Source organism: Pseudomonas koreensis, from assembly GCF_025447595.1.
GTDB lineage: Bacteria > Pseudomonadota > Gammaproteobacteria > Pseudomonadales > Pseudomonadaceae > Aquipseudomonas > Aquipseudomonas koreensis_H.
This window is the reverse complement of record NZ_JAOEJU010000001.1, coordinates 1-16,072: the sequence shown is the minus strand read 5'-3', so window position 1 is coordinate 16,072 and position 16,072 is coordinate 1. Positions and strand designations below refer to the sequence as shown.

The 16,072-nt window shown below is 59.4% G+C and carries 15 protein-coding genes; 7 read left to right on the top strand and 8 right to left on the bottom strand.

Annotated features, from left to right (window positions below; genetic code table 11):
- Nucleotides 1-31: 31 nt before the first annotated feature.
- The gene (locus N8H71_RS00075) at nucleotides 32-724 is read right to left on the bottom strand and encodes a PA1136 family autoinducer-binding transcriptional regulator (protein ID WP_262192215.1); all 693 of its coding nucleotides are present in this window, start codon (nucleotides 722-724) and stop codon (nucleotides 32-34) included.
- A gap of 23 nt (nucleotides 725-747) precedes the next feature.
- Nucleotides 748-1,626, bottom strand: coding sequence for a glyoxalase III HchA (gene hchA, locus N8H71_RS00070; protein WP_085688122.1), 879 nt, complete (start codon nucleotides 1,624-1,626; stop codon nucleotides 748-750).
- 168 nt (nucleotides 1,627-1,794) lie between these two features.
- On the opposite strand from hchA, the gene N8H71_RS00065 reads away from it, so the two are divergent.
- A complete protein-coding gene (locus tag N8H71_RS00065) occupies nucleotides 1,795-3,654 on the top strand; it encodes an ABC transporter ATP-binding protein (RefSeq protein ID WP_262192214.1) in 1,860 nt (619 codons plus the stop codon).
- 24 nt (nucleotides 3,655-3,678) lie between these two features.
- Here N8H71_RS00065 and N8H71_RS00060 read toward each other — a convergent pair whose 3' ends face one another.
- Both N8H71_RS00060 and tspO read right to left on the bottom strand, forming a co-directional pair.
- On the bottom strand, nucleotides 3,679-4,680 hold the full coding sequence (locus tag N8H71_RS00060) for an alpha/beta hydrolase (protein ID WP_262192213.1): 1,002 nt from the start codon (nucleotides 4,678-4,680) through the stop codon (nucleotides 3,679-3,681).
- 1 nt (nucleotide 4,681) lies between these two features.
- Entirely contained in the window at nucleotides 4,682-5,122 is a 441-nt protein-coding gene (gene tspO / locus N8H71_RS00055; protein WP_262192212.1) for a tryptophan-rich sensory protein TspO, read from the bottom strand.
- Between the two features lie 173 nt (nucleotides 5,123-5,295).
- Between tspO and N8H71_RS00050 the strand changes: the two genes are divergently transcribed.
- Together N8H71_RS00050 and N8H71_RS00045 are read left to right on the top strand one after the other, a co-directional pair.
- Nucleotides 5,296-6,129 (top strand): oxidoreductase, encoded by an 834-nt coding sequence (locus tag N8H71_RS00050; RefSeq protein WP_262192211.1) that lies wholly within the window; start codon nucleotides 5,296-5,298, stop codon nucleotides 6,127-6,129.
- A 20-nt stretch (nucleotides 6,130-6,149) separates the two neighbouring features.
- Nucleotides 6,150-7,088, top strand: coding sequence for an AraC family transcriptional regulator (locus N8H71_RS00045; RefSeq protein WP_262192210.1), 939 nt, complete (start codon nucleotides 6,150-6,152; stop codon nucleotides 7,086-7,088).
- Between the two features lie 60 nt (nucleotides 7,089-7,148).
- Here the strand turns inward: N8H71_RS00045 and N8H71_RS00040 are convergent, their stop codons facing one another.
- Complete coding sequence (locus tag N8H71_RS00040) at nucleotides 7,149-8,081, bottom strand: helix-turn-helix transcriptional regulator (RefSeq protein ID WP_262192209.1); 933 nt, start codon at nucleotides 8,079-8,081, stop codon at nucleotides 7,149-7,151.
- Between the two features lie 577 nt (nucleotides 8,082-8,658).
- Here N8H71_RS00040 and N8H71_RS00035 point away from each other — a divergent pair.
- The 4 genes from N8H71_RS00035 to N8H71_RS00020 all read left to right on the top strand — a co-directional run bounded on the left by N8H71_RS00035 (nucleotide 8,659) and on the right by N8H71_RS00020 (nucleotide 12,601).
- On the top strand, nucleotides 8,659-10,008 hold the full coding sequence (locus N8H71_RS00035; RefSeq protein WP_262192208.1) for an MFS transporter: 1,350 nt from the start codon (nucleotides 8,659-8,661) through the stop codon (nucleotides 10,006-10,008).
- A gap of 99 nt (nucleotides 10,009-10,107) precedes the next feature.
- Nucleotides 10,108-10,800: a fumarylacetoacetate hydrolase family protein gene (locus N8H71_RS00030; RefSeq protein WP_262192207.1), complete on the top strand. Its 693-nt coding sequence runs from the start codon at nucleotides 10,108-10,110 to the stop codon at nucleotides 10,798-10,800.
- Nucleotides 10,801-10,846: 46 nt separating this feature from the next.
- Nucleotides 10,847-11,611, top strand: coding sequence for an SDR family oxidoreductase (locus N8H71_RS00025; RefSeq protein WP_085688109.1), 765 nt, complete (start codon nucleotides 10,847-10,849; stop codon nucleotides 11,609-11,611).
- A gap of 30 nt (nucleotides 11,612-11,641) precedes the next feature.
- On the top strand, nucleotides 11,642-12,601 hold the full coding sequence (locus N8H71_RS00020) for a 2-hydroxyacid dehydrogenase (RefSeq protein ID WP_262192206.1): 960 nt from the start codon (nucleotides 11,642-11,644) through the stop codon (nucleotides 12,599-12,601).
- On the opposite strand, the gene N8H71_RS00015 is transcribed toward N8H71_RS00020, so the two are convergent.
- From N8H71_RS00015 to N8H71_RS00005, 3 genes are all read right to left on the bottom strand, one after another.
- Nucleotides 12,588-13,769 carry a GGDEF domain-containing protein gene (locus N8H71_RS00015; RefSeq protein WP_262192205.1) on the bottom strand — a complete coding sequence of 394 codons (1,182 nt, stop codon included), beginning with the start codon at nucleotides 13,767-13,769 and terminating at the stop codon, nucleotides 12,588-12,590. The genes N8H71_RS00020 and N8H71_RS00015 overlap by 14 nt on opposite strands.
- Before the next feature lie 77 nt (nucleotides 13,770-13,846).
- Nucleotides 13,847-15,397, bottom strand: coding sequence for a class I SAM-dependent methyltransferase (locus N8H71_RS00010; protein WP_262192204.1), 1,551 nt, complete (start codon nucleotides 15,395-15,397; stop codon nucleotides 13,847-13,849).
- Nucleotides 15,398-15,446: 49 nt separating this feature from the next.
- Complete coding sequence (locus tag N8H71_RS00005; protein ID WP_262192203.1) at nucleotides 15,447-15,917, bottom strand: VOC family protein; 471 nt, start codon at nucleotides 15,915-15,917, stop codon at nucleotides 15,447-15,449.
- Nucleotides 15,918-16,072 lie beyond the last annotated feature (155 nt).

The following is a 16,072-nucleotide window of genomic DNA, read 5'->3' as shown; positions in this document are numbered from 1 at the left end:
GTTCAAGCACGACACTGCCAGAGTGAGAACCTCACCCCTTAATTTCACCCTTGCGAATGGCAATCTTGATGGCCTGGGCGGTGGTTGCCACGCCCAGGTGCCGGCGGGCCGAACGCAGGTGATTCTCCACCGTGCGCCCGGACAAGCCGAGCGTGGCGGCGATGTCGGCCTGCCGCCGACCAGCAGCGACCCACGCCAGCACTTCGCGCTCGCGGGTCGAGAGTTTTCCGGCCGTCTCGTCCACCGGCGCTTCGAGCAATCGCCTTGCGGAGTAAAACGCCACCGTGGCGAGCATGCCCAACGCCAGGCGAATCCGCGCAGAAGTATCGATCTGCTCACCTCCCAGACTCATGGCACCTTCAAGCCCCTGCGGGCCGAAGACCGGGATCTGCAACCCATGCACGCCAGGCCCACTTGGGACGCGAACCACCCGATAGAGTTCGCCGCTCTCCTCCTGCACTTTGCTCCAGAAGAAGGATTCGCGACTGTCCAGCAGGTGGCGAGTCACGGGGCAGCGCTGAACGTAGGTCTGGGCGTCGACAGCGATGCCGTCGCCGAACCAGTCGCCTTCCACCCAGTAAATGCGCTCGACCACGTCCTCCGACGCCGAGGTGGCGGAGAACAGAACGAATCGATCGTAACCATAGGCCACGGTGAAACTGCGAACGGCCTTCTGGATCGCCACCAGCGTGGGCGCCGCCTCGATGTCGAGGGCGGCGCGCAAGAGTGTCTCGACAGGCCCGGGGCTCACTCCGGGGTGACCGCTTTCAGAAGCGCGGCCGCCGCCAGTTTGCCCAGCGCGTTGCCCGCCAGCGGACTGTCACCGGTCAGCAGTTTGCGATCCTGAAGTGTGGCCCCGGAAATGCCCTGGTTGGTAATTTCCACACCGAGTGCCTGCAACTGCTCACCGAACTTCCAGGTCAGGTGGCCGGGCATGTAGCCGATGTCGGGGGTGGTCGCGTCCAGCGCATCGGGAAACGCGCAGATCCGGTAGCCATTGAAGATGCACGAGTCTTTTGTTTCACCGAGGCCGGCCGCCAGCAACGCCGCCGGGCCGTGGCACAGAGTAATGACGAATTTGTCCTTGGCGACGGCCCATTGCAGGACCTTTTTCACATCCTCGCTTTCCGGCAGACCGATCAGCGCACCGTGGCCGCCGGGGATGAACACGCCGATATAGTCGGAGTCCTCGCCCAGCGCTTCTTCGATCACCTGCGACAACTTGAGTGGACGCTTGAACTGGTCGCGATATTGCTCGTAGAAGCCCTTCACTTCGGCATCTTCGGAGGGCATGGCCCAGAATTCGAACTTGACCGGATTGCCCGACAGCGTCGCGACATCGAAGCCGAAACCGGCCTTGTCCAGGTGATACATCGGCAGCAAGGTTTCAACCGGATGATTTCCCGTGGAGAACATCGTGCCGTTGTCGGTCAACAGATAGCGCTCGTCCGCTCCGATCATCAGGATCTTCCAGCGCCCGCCCTTGTAGCGGTTGGGGTACTCGGCATCACTGAGATCGGATTTGGGCGAAGTGAACTGGCTGAGGGAATACGGCGAAGGGAAAAACGCGTTGTCCTCGGCCGGATCGGGGGTTGGGCGTTTGTCGTCAGTCTGCGTGGTAGCCATGGTGCTCTCCATCGAATGGGTCGATTGCCGAGACTCATGCTAGTAACGCGACGGAGTGCCGGCAATGAGGGTTTTCCCTCAACGAGGGCATTCCCGGGAACCTGCAAACCCTCAAGGCCGTCGTTAAATGGCAGAATCCCCTCAACCTGACGATTTCGGAGACCCACAATGCTTCGCGTGTTTGAACGAAGACTCGACCCCTTCCCTCCCGACGAATTACCGCCACCACCGGTCGGCCTGGGGCGATTCCTGTGGGCCTGCACGCGTGGCGCCCGCGGCTATGTGCTCGCGCTGGCGCTGCTGAGCGCCAGTGTGTCGATCTACGAAGCCTGGCTTTTTTCCTTTCTGGGACAAGTCGTGGACCTGCTCTCGACCTGGCAAGCCGGCGGCGATACGAACGGCCAGGAGAGTCGCGTCCTGTGGGGGATCGGCATCGTGTTGCTCACCAGCATCGGGCTGGTGGCGTTGCGCACCATGGTTCAGCACCAGGTATTGGCGATCAATCTGCCGCTGCGCCTGCGCTGGGATTTCCATCGGCTGATGCTGCGGCAAAGTCTTTCATTCTTCTCCGATGAGTTCTCCGGTCGGGTCACGACCAAGGTGATGCAGACGGCACTGGCCGTACGTGAAGTGCTGTTCACCGTCATCGAGATTGCCCCCGGCATTGGCGTTTATTTCATTGCGATCATCGCCCTGGCCGGCGGCTTCGATTTGAAACTGATGCTGCCGTTCATTGCCTGGGTCGTGCTGTTCGGGCTGGCCATGGTGTATTTCGTGCCACGTCTGGGGCAAGTCGGGCAGGAACAAGCCCATGCGCGGTCGTCGATGACCGGGCGAATTTCAGACGCCTACACCAACATCACCACCGTGAAACTGTTCTCGCATTCCAAGCGCGAAGCGCACTTTGCGCGTGCCGCAATGGAGGATTTCAAGCAGACCGGCTTCCGCCAGATGCGTCTGGTCAGCCAGTTCGAGATCGTCAATCAGGCCTTGGTGGTCGGGCTGATCATGGGCGCAGGCGGCTATGCACTGTGGCTGTGGCATCAGGGCGAAGTCGGCACCGGTGCCGTGGCGGCGATCACGGCCATGGCACTGCGGATCAACGGCATGTCGCACTGGATCATGTGGCAGATGACTTCACTGTTCGAAAACATCGGCACCGTGCAGGACGGCATGGACACCCTCACCCGCGGCCCCAAGGTGCAGGACGCCCCGGATGCCGCCGCGCTGGTGCCTTCCGGCGGCGCGGTGACCTTCGACAATGTCGGGTTCAACTACAACGGTGAACGCCAGGTCATCGATGGATTGAGTCTGAATATCCGTCCGGGAGAAAAAATCGGGCTGGTGGGCCGCTCCGGTGCCGGCAAATCCACGCTGATCAATCTGTTGCTGCGGTTCTATGACGTGGACAGCGGGGAGATTCGCATCGACGGGCAGAACATCGCTAACGTGACACAAGACAGCCTGCGCAGCGTCATCGGCATGGTCACGCAGGACACGTCGCTGCTACACCGCTCGATCCGCGACAACATCGCCTACGGCCGCCCGGACGCCACCGATGCGCAGATCCAGCGGGCCGCCGCCAACGCCCAGGCCGACGGGTTCGTCAACCAGTTGAGCGACAAGCAAGGCCATACCGGCTACGACACGCTGGTGGGCGAGCGCGGCATCAAGCTGTCGGGCGGCCAGCGCCAACGCATTGCCATCGCCCGGGTGATGCTCAAGAACGCGCCGATCCTGTTGCTGGATGAAGCCACCAGCGCCCTGGATTCCGAAGTCGAAGTGGCCATTCAGGAAAGCCTCGATGAAATGATGCAGGGCAAGACCGTCATCGCCATCGCCCATCGACTGTCGACGATCGCGGCCATGGATCGTCTGATTGTCATGGATGAAGGACGGATCATCGAGCAAGGCACGCACACTGAGCTGCTGGCAAGAAACGGCACTTATGCGCGGTTGTGGCAGCACCAGAGTGGCGGTTTTTTGGGGGAGGATCAGGGTGTGATTGAGGTGATGGATCAGGCGTGAGCGAGTCTCGTGATGTTTTCCGGATCAAGCCTGTGCCGGCACTGCCGGGGCAAGTTTGATCCGGCCCGAAATCCACGCATGACTATGTGCAAGCACGCTATCAGCCATTGCAGTCGGAAAATGAATCACCCCGTGTGCACACTCCGGCAGAAGCCGGACTTCAACCTCGGCTGACCGGCCCCAGCGCACAGCCATCTCAAGCGTGTCATCCCTGAGCGGATCCAGTTCACCGGCAAACATCAGTGCCGACGGGAAGTCCGAAAAGTCCCCATACAGCGGCGACAGTGGAGACTGGCGCCGTTCCTCGTCAGTCATTCCCGGCGTGAGCATACGAAACGCCTCGACCATTCCAGGCCCGTCCAGAAGCAGCGTTTGGGGGCCCGCCTGGCGGACGCTTGCGGTCCCCGTCAAGTCGTAGACGCCGTAATACAACACCGCCCCGTTCACCCTGTTCAGGAGTTCGGGCCATTGCTTGAGTCGCAGCAAGGTGGCTGCCGCAAGGTGCCCGCCGGCCGACTCCCCCACGACAATCACCGGCAACCCCGCAAACTCGCGACAATCTGACCCCAGCAGCCAGCGAGCGGCACAGACGCAGTCTTGCATCATGCCTTCGATCGGAGTCGACAGCGCCAGCCGGTAATCAACCGAAACGACCGCCACATCACAGGCATTTACCATGGCGATGTTGAGGGCGTCATTCATCTGCGCATTGCCGATGACCCAACCACCGCCATGGAAATCCTGCACCACCCCTTTGATCTTTCCCAAGGGCCGGATGATCCGCACAGGCACCGAAAGCGCATCCACACTCACCACCGTCCGCTCGGCTACCAGTCCGTGTTTGCGCAGTTTTAGCCCCCCCGCGATTTGCCCGACGCGCAGCAGCGCCTGAATCACTCGGGGTATGACGCGATTACGAATACGAAAGCGCGGCAACCGGGCGAGCTTGCGATTGAAGTCACGCATCTGGTCCAGTGCCTGTTCGTCCACCGACCACGTTGCGAGTTTGTTTTCTTGAGGTTTCATCTCACCGATTACTGCGCAGGATCGAAAAATTCAACGCGGCCGCCACACACAGCCATGCAAGGTAGGGAAACAGAATCAACCCGGTGATCAGGTCCAGTCGCAAGGCCAGAACCACCATTGCCGCAACGACCAGCCATAGCAAAGTGATGATGACCATCCCCGCGAAAATACGCCGCGCACCAAAGAATACCGGCGTCCAGAGCGTATTCAGAGCGATCTGCGCAGCCCACAACGCCAGTACGCTTTCGCTATCGTTCAGCAGGGTCAGACGATAGCCAGCCCAAGCGAGCAGCAGATAGATGATCGTCCAGGCAATCGGGAACGCCCATTTGGGTGGGGTGAATGCGGGTTTGACCAGCGACTCGTACCATTCGCCCGGTTTGAAAAAAAGCCCGGCGCTTGCCGCAGCCCCGCAGGCTACAAGGAATATCAGGAATGTCATCGTCGCTCCCTGTCTGATGTCAGCTGTCTGCTCTGTATCTGCTTGGATGCGCAAAGCTGCACTAAAAGTTCACCGCAATTGATAGGAATAGGCAACGCTGCAAGACAAACCGACATAGGTGCGCGTTTTGCAGATCAATACCATGACGCCACACCTGAATTGCGGAGCTTGTCATGAACAATACAAAAACCCTCTTCATCACCGGCGCCAGCAGCGGTTTCGGCAATGCGCTGGCCAAAGAAGCCCTTGCGGCCGGTCATCGCGTCATCGGCACCGTGCGCAACGAAGCCGACTTGCAAGCCTTTCAGGCGCTGTCCATCGACAACGCGCATGGCGTGGTGCTGGACGTCACCGACTTCGCCCGGATCGACAGCGTCGTGGCGACGGTCGAGGCAACCCACGGCCCGGTCGATGTGTTGGTCAACAACGCAGGCTACGGTCACGAAGGCATCTTCGAGGAGTCGCCGCTTGAAGAGATGCGCCGGCAGTTCGATGTGAATGTGTTCGGCGCGGTCGCCGTGACCAAGGCATTTCTGCCGTTCTTTCGCCAGCGGCGAGCGGGTCATATTCTCAATATCACGTCGATGGGCGGCACAATCACTATGCCTGGCATCGCGTACTACTGCGCCAGCAAATTTGCGCTCGAAGGCATCTCCGATACCCTGAGTAAAGAACTGGCGCCTTTCAATATTTTTGTGACCGCTGTCGCACCGGGCTCGTTCCGGACAGACTGGGCCGGTCGCTCGATGCATCGCACGCCACGCAGCATCGCCGACTATGACGCCAGCTTCGACCCGGTACGCAAGGCACGAGAGGAAAAGAGTGGCAAGCAGCTCGGTGATCCGCAAAAGGCCGCGCAAGCGATGTTGCAGATCATCGCCAGCGCCCATCCGCCTGCCCATTTGCTCCTGGGCAGTGACGCTTTGAGTCTGGTTCGGGAAAAACTGCAACGCTCCCTCAGCGAGATGGACGCGTGGGAAGCCCTGACCCGCTCCACCGATCATTGAGCAGTCAACGGGTAAACACGATGAGTCAGCAAGCTCCGGACACCGCGCGCATGGTGCGTCTCATGGAAGCCCTCGCGCCTGTCGAGGGCTACAACCTCAGCGCGCTGGAAGGCGTGCGGTTCCTGCGCTCGAATCGGCCACTGGCCCGCACGCCTGTGTTGTACGACCCCGGGATCGTGATTCTCTGCCAGGGCCGGAAGCGCGGTTACCTGGGCGACGAGATCTACGTTTACGACGCCCAACACTACCTGGTTGTGTCCGTTCCGGTGCCTTTCACCATGGAAACCGACGCCAGTGAAGCCGAGCCTATGCTCGCGGTCTACCTGCAACTGGATTTTCAGCTGGCCAGTGAATTGATGCTGCAAGTCGACGAAGTCCACGGCCCGAGCCAGTCGCAGCCCAGGCACATGTACGCCTCACCGATGGACGATGCGTTGCGCGCTTCGACGTTGCGATTTCTGGAAGCGATGAGCAAGCCGGGCGAGGCGCAGATACTGGGACCGTCACTGCTGCGGGAAATCTACTACCGCATCCTGACCGGCGCGCAAGGTGGCGCCATGCGCGCCGCGCTCAATCGCCAGGGACATTTCGGCAAGGTGACGCGGGCGATCCGCAAGATCCACAGCAGCTATCAAGAGCGCCTGGACGTCGAGCAACTCGCCCGAGAAGCGAGCATGAGCGTGCCCAACTTCCATCTGCACTTTCGCAGCGTGACGGACTCCTCGCCGATGCAATACCTGAAGTCGACGCGCCTGCATCAGGCGCGATTGCTGATGTTGCGAAACGACATGTCCGCGTCGACCGCAGCGTTCAGCGTCGGCTACGAAAGCGCCTCGCAATTCAGCCGTGAGTTCAAACGTTTCTTCGGCAGGACGCCGCAGGCAGAGATCGAATGGATGAAGGCCACCTACGCATTGCCCGCCCCCACCAGCGCCTCGATCTATGTTTCGTCGCACTAGGGGCTTCTGCACCCGGTCACCGCGCGGAGAACCGGCACATTGCTCCTTTGCAGACCAATCTTACGGGTCTATCGGCGATTGCGGGGTGTCCGGGTCCAGCTGCCTGCGACGAAACTGCCCAGGCGGCTGGCCGTGGATCTGACGAAAACGCCGGGAAAAGTAGGCCTCATCTGCAAAGCCGCACAGCCTCGCCACCTCGCCCACCGACCGAGTGCCATTGAGCAGGTAATTGCGCGCCGCATGCATTCTGCGTTCGAGCACCAGTTCGGTGAAGGTTTTGCCGATTTCCTTGCGCAACCAGTGCGTGAGGTAGGTCGGTGACAGGTAGGTCGCCGCCGCCACCTTGATCAGATTGAGATCGGGGTCGGCAATGTTCTTGCGCAGGTATTCGAACATTCTGCTCAGTGCATCACGCCGACTGGCCTGCGCCGCATTTTCCTCGGCAAGGCGCTTGAGGGGCTCGGCATACAGCAGACAAACACGCCCCACCAGTTGCAACAACAAACCCTTAAGCATTTCGCGGGTTCCAAACTGGCGGTTCTCGTCGAAGGTGCGCATCTGCTCAATCAGGTCGCAGACCTTGCTGAAGTCCTCGTCTCCCAGAATGAAGTCCAGATGTTCCTGAAAGCGGAACGGCGACAGTTCGGGGGCCAAGAGAATCGATACCTCTTCCAGGTCCATCGGGTCGCACTGCAAATGCGGCAACAGAAAGGTCTGGGAAAAATTGATCACCATGAAATTGCTGTCCGCCGGATGCGGAATCACGTGCACGCGATGCGGCAGGATGAAGGCCAGTGCATTGCGCGGGAACGGGCGCACAGCGCTGCCGATGTGCTGCACGGTATCGCCACCGAGGTTGATCTGAATCTGGAAATACTCGTGTCGATGCGGACTGGTTTCGGCGCGGCGACCCTTTTTGTCGCGAATGTAGAAATCCATCATTTCGCTGCGTTGCTGCATGACGTAGGTGGGAATACGGCATTGAGACGACATGTGTAGAGGAACCTCGACAGGTACGTGGGCAGGTTGTCCTGGCGTTGCCGGGCTGACGGCGAGGTTCATCTTGAGGGTTCATCGCCGCGTCATCAAGCAGTCATACGATGACATAGATCTATAACGTTTTTTTATATCCTCAACGAAGGGGACGTCTGTCCAAAAAGGAAAAATTCAAAATTTCGAATATTTTCGATAAAAAACAAATAGATACATTTATAAAGCGAGAAAAATAGCCCCATCCATCAGTTGGAATTTTTTGGACAGGTTTCTCTCATTGCCGTCTCAGCGGAAAAAACGATCTAACCAGCGGATTGATTAAAACAAGTTGTACGACCACTGTATTTCTCATGCAGCCCCATCTTCTATCACAAAAACAAAGGTGCGCACGTCATGAATCCGCTTCGTCCTCTCCCCGCCCCACCCGACCTTCCCTCGATGATGTCTGCGCAAAGACGTACCTGAACGTCTGACGCCGGCCCGTTTCAGTCTCGACAGCTTTGCCCCGGACACTGCGGGCAATGACTTCGGCTGTCCGCAATCTACTCGACACTTCTAACAATAATGAGGTCCACTCATGTCGAATTCTCACACCTCGCAAACGACCGCCCCGCCCTTGATCGCCCCGGAGCGAGAAGCTGCAATCCCCCAGCGACTACCATCACGGCGGCGTTGGTTCATGCTGTCCCTGCTGCTGATTGCCACGATCATCAACTACATCGACCGGGTGAACATCTCGATTGCCGCGCCGTTCATGGCCAAGGACCTGGGCCTGGACAAGATCGAAATGGGCCTGATCTTTTCCGCCTTCGCCTGGACTTACGCACTCGCTCTGGTGCCGGCCGGGTTCATCGCCGACCGTTTCGGTTCTCGCTTCACTTACGGCGTATCACTGATCAGTTGGTCGACCGTCACGGTGTTTCAAGGGTTCGCTTCGGGATTCGCTTCACTGTTCGGCCTGCGGCTGGCCGTCGGCGCCATGGAAGCGCCGGCATTCCCCGCCAATAGCCGGGCGGTGACGGTGTGGTTCCCGGCGCGGGAGCGCGGACTGGCCAGCAGCATTTATGTTTGCGGGCAGTATCTGGGAACCGCATTGTTTACTGGCGCACTGCTGTGGCTGGCCACGACTTTCGACTGGCGCCATGTCTTCTACAGCACCGGCGCACTGGGCATCGTGTTTGGTATAGCGTGGCTGTACCTGTATCGCGATCCATTGAACTGCAAGCAAGTCAGCAAGGAAGAATTGCAGTACATCGAGGCCGGCGGCGGACTGGTCAAAAGCAGCCAGGAGCGCACCCGGTTCAACTGGCGGCAGATCGCCGAGCTGTTCAGCTATCGTCAGGTCTGGGCGATTTGCATCGGCAAGTTCGCCAGTACTTCGGCGCTGTATTTCTTTCTCACCTGGTTTCCCACCTACCTGATCGAAGAGCGGCAACTGACCACGATCAAGGCCGGGATCTTCGCCGTGATGCCTTTCGTGGGCGCGACGGTCGGCATCCTGCTCGCCGGTATCGTTTCAGACTTGCTGATTCGTCGCGGTTATTCGATGTCCTTCGCCCGCAAGTTGCCGCTGGTGGTCGGATCGATGCTGGGCATGTCCATCGTTCTGGTGAATTTCACCGATTCGAACATGATCTGCATCGCCGTGCTGACGGTTGCCTTCTTCGCTCAAGGCATCGCGTCGTCGTCCTGGGCTGCGGTGTCGGAAGTCGCCCCCAAGGAACTGATCGGACTGACAGGCGGGATCACCAGCCTGGCCGCGAACATTGGCGGCATCGTCACCCCGATCATGATTGGCGCGATTGTCCACGCGACGGGTTCGTTCGCCTGGGCCTTCTGGTTCATTGGCGGCGTGGCGTTGATCGGCACCCTCTCCTACTCGTTGCTGCTCGGCCGCTTGTATCGCATCGAACTGAAAACGCGCTGAGATCAAAACCACCGTTTTCTCCAATTCGAGGCGGCTTTCGTCCAACTTCGTCAGCGAATGCCGCCTTACCCTGACCTTACCAACAGGACTTGCAGCAGGATGAACATGACCGAATACGTCTTTACCCCGGATCTGCCCGTGACCTTGCCCGTGGTCGGCAGTGAGCAACGCTTTCCCGTCGGCCGGGTGTTTTGCGTCGGCCGAAATTACCCGTGGCCAGACACCCAGGGCCAGCCGCGCCAGCCGCCGGTGTTCTTCATGAAACCGGCGAACAACGTGGTGGACGCTGTCGGTGAAGTGGCCTTCCCGCCAATGTCCGAGGAGTTCGCTCATGAAATCGAACTGGTCGTGGCCATCGGCGAAGGGGGCGCGAATATCCCGGAAAGCGAAGCACTGGCTTATGTCTGGGGTTATGCCGCCGGTCTCGACCTGACACGTCGCGACGTGCAACGGCAGGCCAAACTCAACGGCTTGCCTTGGGAAGGTGCCAAGGTGTTCGACGGCGCCGCACCGATGACTGCCATTGTCCCGGTGACCCGGGCCGGTCGCCTCGACGGCGAACTGTGGCTGAACGTCAACGGCGAGGAACGCCAGCGTGACAGCCTCGACAGTCAGATCTGGTCCATCAGTGAAGTCATCAGCCGGATTTCCCGGTCAGTCACGCTCAAGGCCGGTGATCTGATCATGACCGGCAGCCCCGCAGGCGTCGATGTATTGCAGCCCGGTGACCTCATCAGTGCCGGAGTCGACGGCATTGGCCAACTCGAAATGCGCGTCGGCTCACGGCCTTGAGCGTGGGTCGCGCTTTTAAGTGATTCGAAGACAGGAGAACAACAAGATGTCGAGCACTCAACCTTTGAAAGTCGCGCTGGTCACCGGCGCCGGCAGCGGAATCGGTCGTTCCGTGGCCCTTGGCCTGATGGCCGACGGTTACACCCTGGTCCTGGCCGGACGCCGGCCCGAACCGTTGCAGGCCCTGGTCGAACTGGCCGCCAGCGAAGGCCACGAAGCACTGGCGGTTCCCACGGATGTACGCGACCCGGCCAGCGTCGATGTGCTGTTTTCAACGATTGCCGAAGTCTACGGACGCCTCGATGTCGTGTTCAACAATGCCGGGGTCAATGCACCCGCCGTACCGCTGGATGAACTGACGTTCGAGCAATGGCGTAACGTGATCGACACCAACCTCAATGGGGTCTTTCTCTGCGCCCGTGGCGCGTTCGGACTGATGCGCCGTCAGCAACCACAAGGGGGGCGAATCATCAACAACGGTTCGATCTCCGCCCACACTCCGCGCCCGTTCAGTAGCGCCTACACCGCCAGCAAACATGCAGTGCTGGGGTTGACCAAATCACTGGCGCTGGACGGTCGTGAATTCAACATCGCCTGCAGCCAGATCGACATCGGCAATGCCCTGACCGAAATGTCGGTGCGCATGACCAAAGGTGTGCGCCAGGCCAACGGCACCATCGCCGTGGAACCGATGGTCGACGTCAAGCATGTCGCCGACGCCGTGCGCTACATCGCCGGGCTGCCACTGGCGGCCAACGTCCTGAACATGACGGTCATGGCAACGAACATGCCGTTTGCCGGCCGTGGTTGAGCGGTTCCTTTTTGCACAAGTGAGGTTTACATGAAACCAGAAGTCTTGCAGCTCAGCCCGATCCTGATTCCCGAGATCAACGCGCGCCTCGATGAACTGTTCACGGTTCGGCGCTACTTCCAGCAGGCCGACAAACAAGCGTATATGCAGGCGCACGGTGCCAACATTCGCGGCGTGATCACGGGTGGACATACCGGCATCAGCCAGGCACTGATGGCGCAGATGCCCAACCTGGAAGTGGTGGCCGTCAACGGCGTGGGCACCGATGCGGTGGATCTGGCTTATGCCAGGGATCGCGGAATCCGTGTGACCGCAACCATCGGCGCGCTGACCGAAGATGTCGCCGACCTGGCCATCGGTTTGCTGATCGCCGTATGCCGGGGTCTGTGCACCAGTGACCGCTATGTGCGTTCGGGGCAGTGGCCGCAAAGTCCGGCGCCATTGGCCCCCCTGCCCCTGGCACGTCAGGTGTCGGGCATGCGTATCGGTATCGTCGGTATGGGCCGGGTCGGTCGCGCGGTCGCAACCCGCGCCGCCGCGTTTGGTTGCCCGATCAGTTACACCGATCTGCAACCGATGAGCGATGTCAGCCACACGTTCGTTGCCGACCTTACGCAATTGGCCCGCGACAGCGATGCCCTGATTCTTGCGGCGGCTGCCGACAAGGCAGAGGCGATCATCGACGCCTCAGTGCTGCAGGCGCTGGGCAAAGAGGGTTATCTGATCAATGTGGCGCGGGGCAAACTGGTCAACGAAACCGATCTGGTAGCGGCATTGACCGCCGGCCAGATTGCGGGAGCAGCGCTGGACGTATTTGTCGACGAGCCCAACGTGCCCGAAACCCTGTTTGCCAGCGAACAGGTGGTATTGCAACCTCACCGTGCCAGCGCAACCCTTCAGACACGCACACGAATGGGTGAAATGGTGGTGGCGAGCCTGGTCGACAGCTTTGCCGGAAAGACACCGCAAGGATGCGTTACCGGCCAGTGACAGCGGGCGTGTTGTTGCCTTCAGAAGAGAACGGCCAGGCTGGCTCGGCCACCGAAATCTGATTACGCCCAAGCGCCTTGGCGCGGTACAGGGCCTTGTCAGCATTGTTCATCAAACTGTGCAAGTCTGCGTCGTCGCCACTCATAGAGGCGACGCCCAGACTCGCCGTGATGCGATGCACCGGCCCGGTCATGGCTTGGGGCATGGCGACAAGCAGGTTCTCCAGCAGCTTCACCGCAACCTCGATCGACGTATCCGGCAGCAGGATGGCGAATTCTTCGCCGCCCAATCGCCCATGCACATCGGTGTTGCGAAAACAGGTGCAAATAATGCCGCCCATTTGCTGTAGAACGCGATCCCCGACCTGATGGCCGTAGGTGTCGTTGATGTGTTTGAAATGATCCATGTCGAGCATGACAGCGCACAGGCTCAGTTGTTTTTTGCGGCATTCGTCATACAGTTGCTGAGCCCGTTCAAAAAACGCCCGCCGGTTTCTCAGCCCAGTCAGCTCATCGGTTTGTGCGGCAAGCCTTGAAATATTGTGCGCCCGCTCCATTTCACGGGTCAGGCGAAAAGCCGCCTCAAGCGCATCGGACATCTTGCGCGTGGCACGGACCACGAACGAAGCAAAAACCAGAACGACCAACGCCATACCTGCCTGCATGGCCGAAGGTTGAAACAGCAGCCAGAGCGTACACGGCAACAACACCAGGCCCATCGAGATCATCGTCATGTAGCGATAGGCCGAGTAACACGACACCGCGCTCACCGACATCCCGACCGTGAACAGCATTACGAGCGCCTGCGCCAACAGATCGTTGGCCGGCATGATCAGCAATGCCCCCGCGCCCCAGATGCCGGCAGAGAGCACCAGGGTCGTCCAGTATTTGCGCTCCCAGCGCCGGGGGGTGCGCTCGCTTTCGTCACAACGAAACCAGGCTACGAACATCGAGATACGCAACATCGTGGACCCCGTCAGCAGCGCGAGCCACCAGAAAACCGTGGTTTGCTCAAAGCGGTCCCAGCACAACCCGCACAGCATGAGCGCTGCCAGATAGCTGCCAATGACTGCTGAAACAGACTGGCGGAACAACTGATGCAATCGATCAGTGTTGACCTGCTCGTCTATGGAGACGTCCTTTTCGTGCTGAAGATCAGATAATTCCATTCGATCCACCCAGATACAACCAGAAACCGGGAGGGCGCCGCCCGAGGCGGCGCCGTCAAACGTGGAAACGTCCTCAGTCACGCCTGCACGATTTTCAACGCCTTGAGTATCACCAGTGACGACTCGGCAAACACCTCGGCCTGCGCGGTCAGTTCGGCGAGGTTCTCTTCGGCAGTAGTCAGCACCTTGCCATCCTTGAGCAACCCTTCTCCCTGCCCGCCGATAATGCCCCATGCCAGCTGCGCCCATTCGCTCGGGTGCTTTTTGCCCTGCTTGATGGAGATCAGGAACAACTGCTGGAAACGACTGACCGTTACGCCGCCACCGGTAACCGGGCTGACCAGCACTTGGACTTTCGGGCCGTACAGCGAACGCTTGCACAGTTGCAGGTTGAGCGTATTGCAGCGTGCCTGCACCAGTTTCTCTGCCGCTTCGCTTTGGCAAGGAGCCACGGCGCTCATGCCGATCAATACGTTGAGGGCTTGCTCGACATCTGCGTAGCTCAACTCCGGCAGCAGATCCAGTAAATGACGCAGGCTCTTCGGCACATAGGCTTCGTGAGCCAGTGCCGCAAGCACCGGGCCGTAGATCTCGGCCTGCAACGTGGCCGCGCCTGCCGGACCGGTGACACTCCCCGGCACGCTGTCGGCAGCTTGCAACAGCACGAAGCGCGTGCTGAGCATGCGCTCGCGGTGCTCGGTAGGGGACAGCCTGTTGGCGCCACGGACATACAGATCCCGGCGGAAATTCTGGTTCACGAAATAGTCGCGTGCTTGCTCGCGCATGACCGGATGCTCAATCCCCTCCAGAAAGTCCATGCCTTCAGCGGTCAGGTTCAGCGGATCTACCGAGTCCAGCGGTACGGCTGTTGTCGCATAGTCGAGCTTGGCCGGTGCCAGGGCATCGACCACGTCGGTGAAATACATGCAATTCCAGTCGCGATTGAAGTATTCATGAGCAACGTATTGAAGATTCTGGTCTTTGATGCTGAGCAGCTTGGCCTCCAGTCCTGGCGCTGAATGGGCATATTTGGGATTGGCTGCCAGCAGCGCTGCGGAAAACTGGAGTGCCCCATCGATGCGCTCATCTGGGCGCGCAGAGGCCTGGGTGGCGAACCGGTCGTGCAGACTGAACAATTGGCGCAGCGGGGCCATCGGCGACCAGCCCGGGAAGCAGTTGTAGCTGATGTACAGCAGGCCACCGGGCTTAAGATGCCGGCGTACGAATTCCACGATCAGCTTGTGGTTATCACGGCTGACCCAGGTCCAGATGCCATGCAGGCTGATGCTGTCGAATTGTGGCAGGTCAGTGCGGGCCAGCAATTGCTCGAAACTGTCGTCATACAGTCGCGCATCGCTGCCCCAGTCACTCGCCAGCCCAATGGCATGGGACGCCTGTCCAGGGTGAAAGTCGGTGCCGACATAAGATCCCGGATTACCCGCCGCGTGAATATTGATCGAGACGCCCTGACCAAAACCCAGTTCGCAGTGATAACCGTCGGTGCTTTCGAGCGTGGAAAAACCGCGCAGCAGCAAACAATAACGCTGGAAAACCGGATTGATTTCCCGGCTATACCCGTAGGTGTAGCCTTCATCCGTGAAATATCCCTCGTTCCAAGCATTGCTCATTCGTGCACCCTTATCTTTCGCAAGTGAAAGTCGTTCTTATAAGGGGTAGTCAGTACGAATCACAAGCAGAAAAACTGTCGGCGATGAACGCCTCCAGTGAATGCTCCTCGAGAATCTCGATCGAGAAGTGTCCGAAACGCTTGGGCAGCCAGATGATGCGCGTCCCGGACGGTGATTGCAGGTGTTCGCGAGTCAGCGGTTTGCCATTCTCGTCTTCTGGCTGCACGCCCTTGGCCCGCAGTTCGTCATAGGCCTTTTCGATATCCGGTGTGGAATAACAGTGCCGGTAAATCATGCCTTCACCTGCACTGTCCAAAAGCTCTCGCAGATTTCCGGCCAACGGTTGCACCAGCATGAATCGCTCCTGACCGATCAACGCAACCGCGTACCGCACATGCAAGCCGCCCCGCTCCCAGATGTGTGTCCGGGAAATCCTGGCTTGGAGAATCTGCGCGTAGTAAGCGCAGGCTTCTTCGAGATTGTTGACCAGTACATCTACGTGACTGAACTTGAGCTCCATTGTCGGCCTCCTGCTGAACGGACGCTCATGGTAACCATCAATGCATTCGTTGAGACGAGCAAAAACTTTTCTGCGGACAAAACAAAACCCCAACTGCTTTCGCAATTGGGGTTTCGGAATTTAATCTTGACGATGACCTACTCTCACATGGGGAA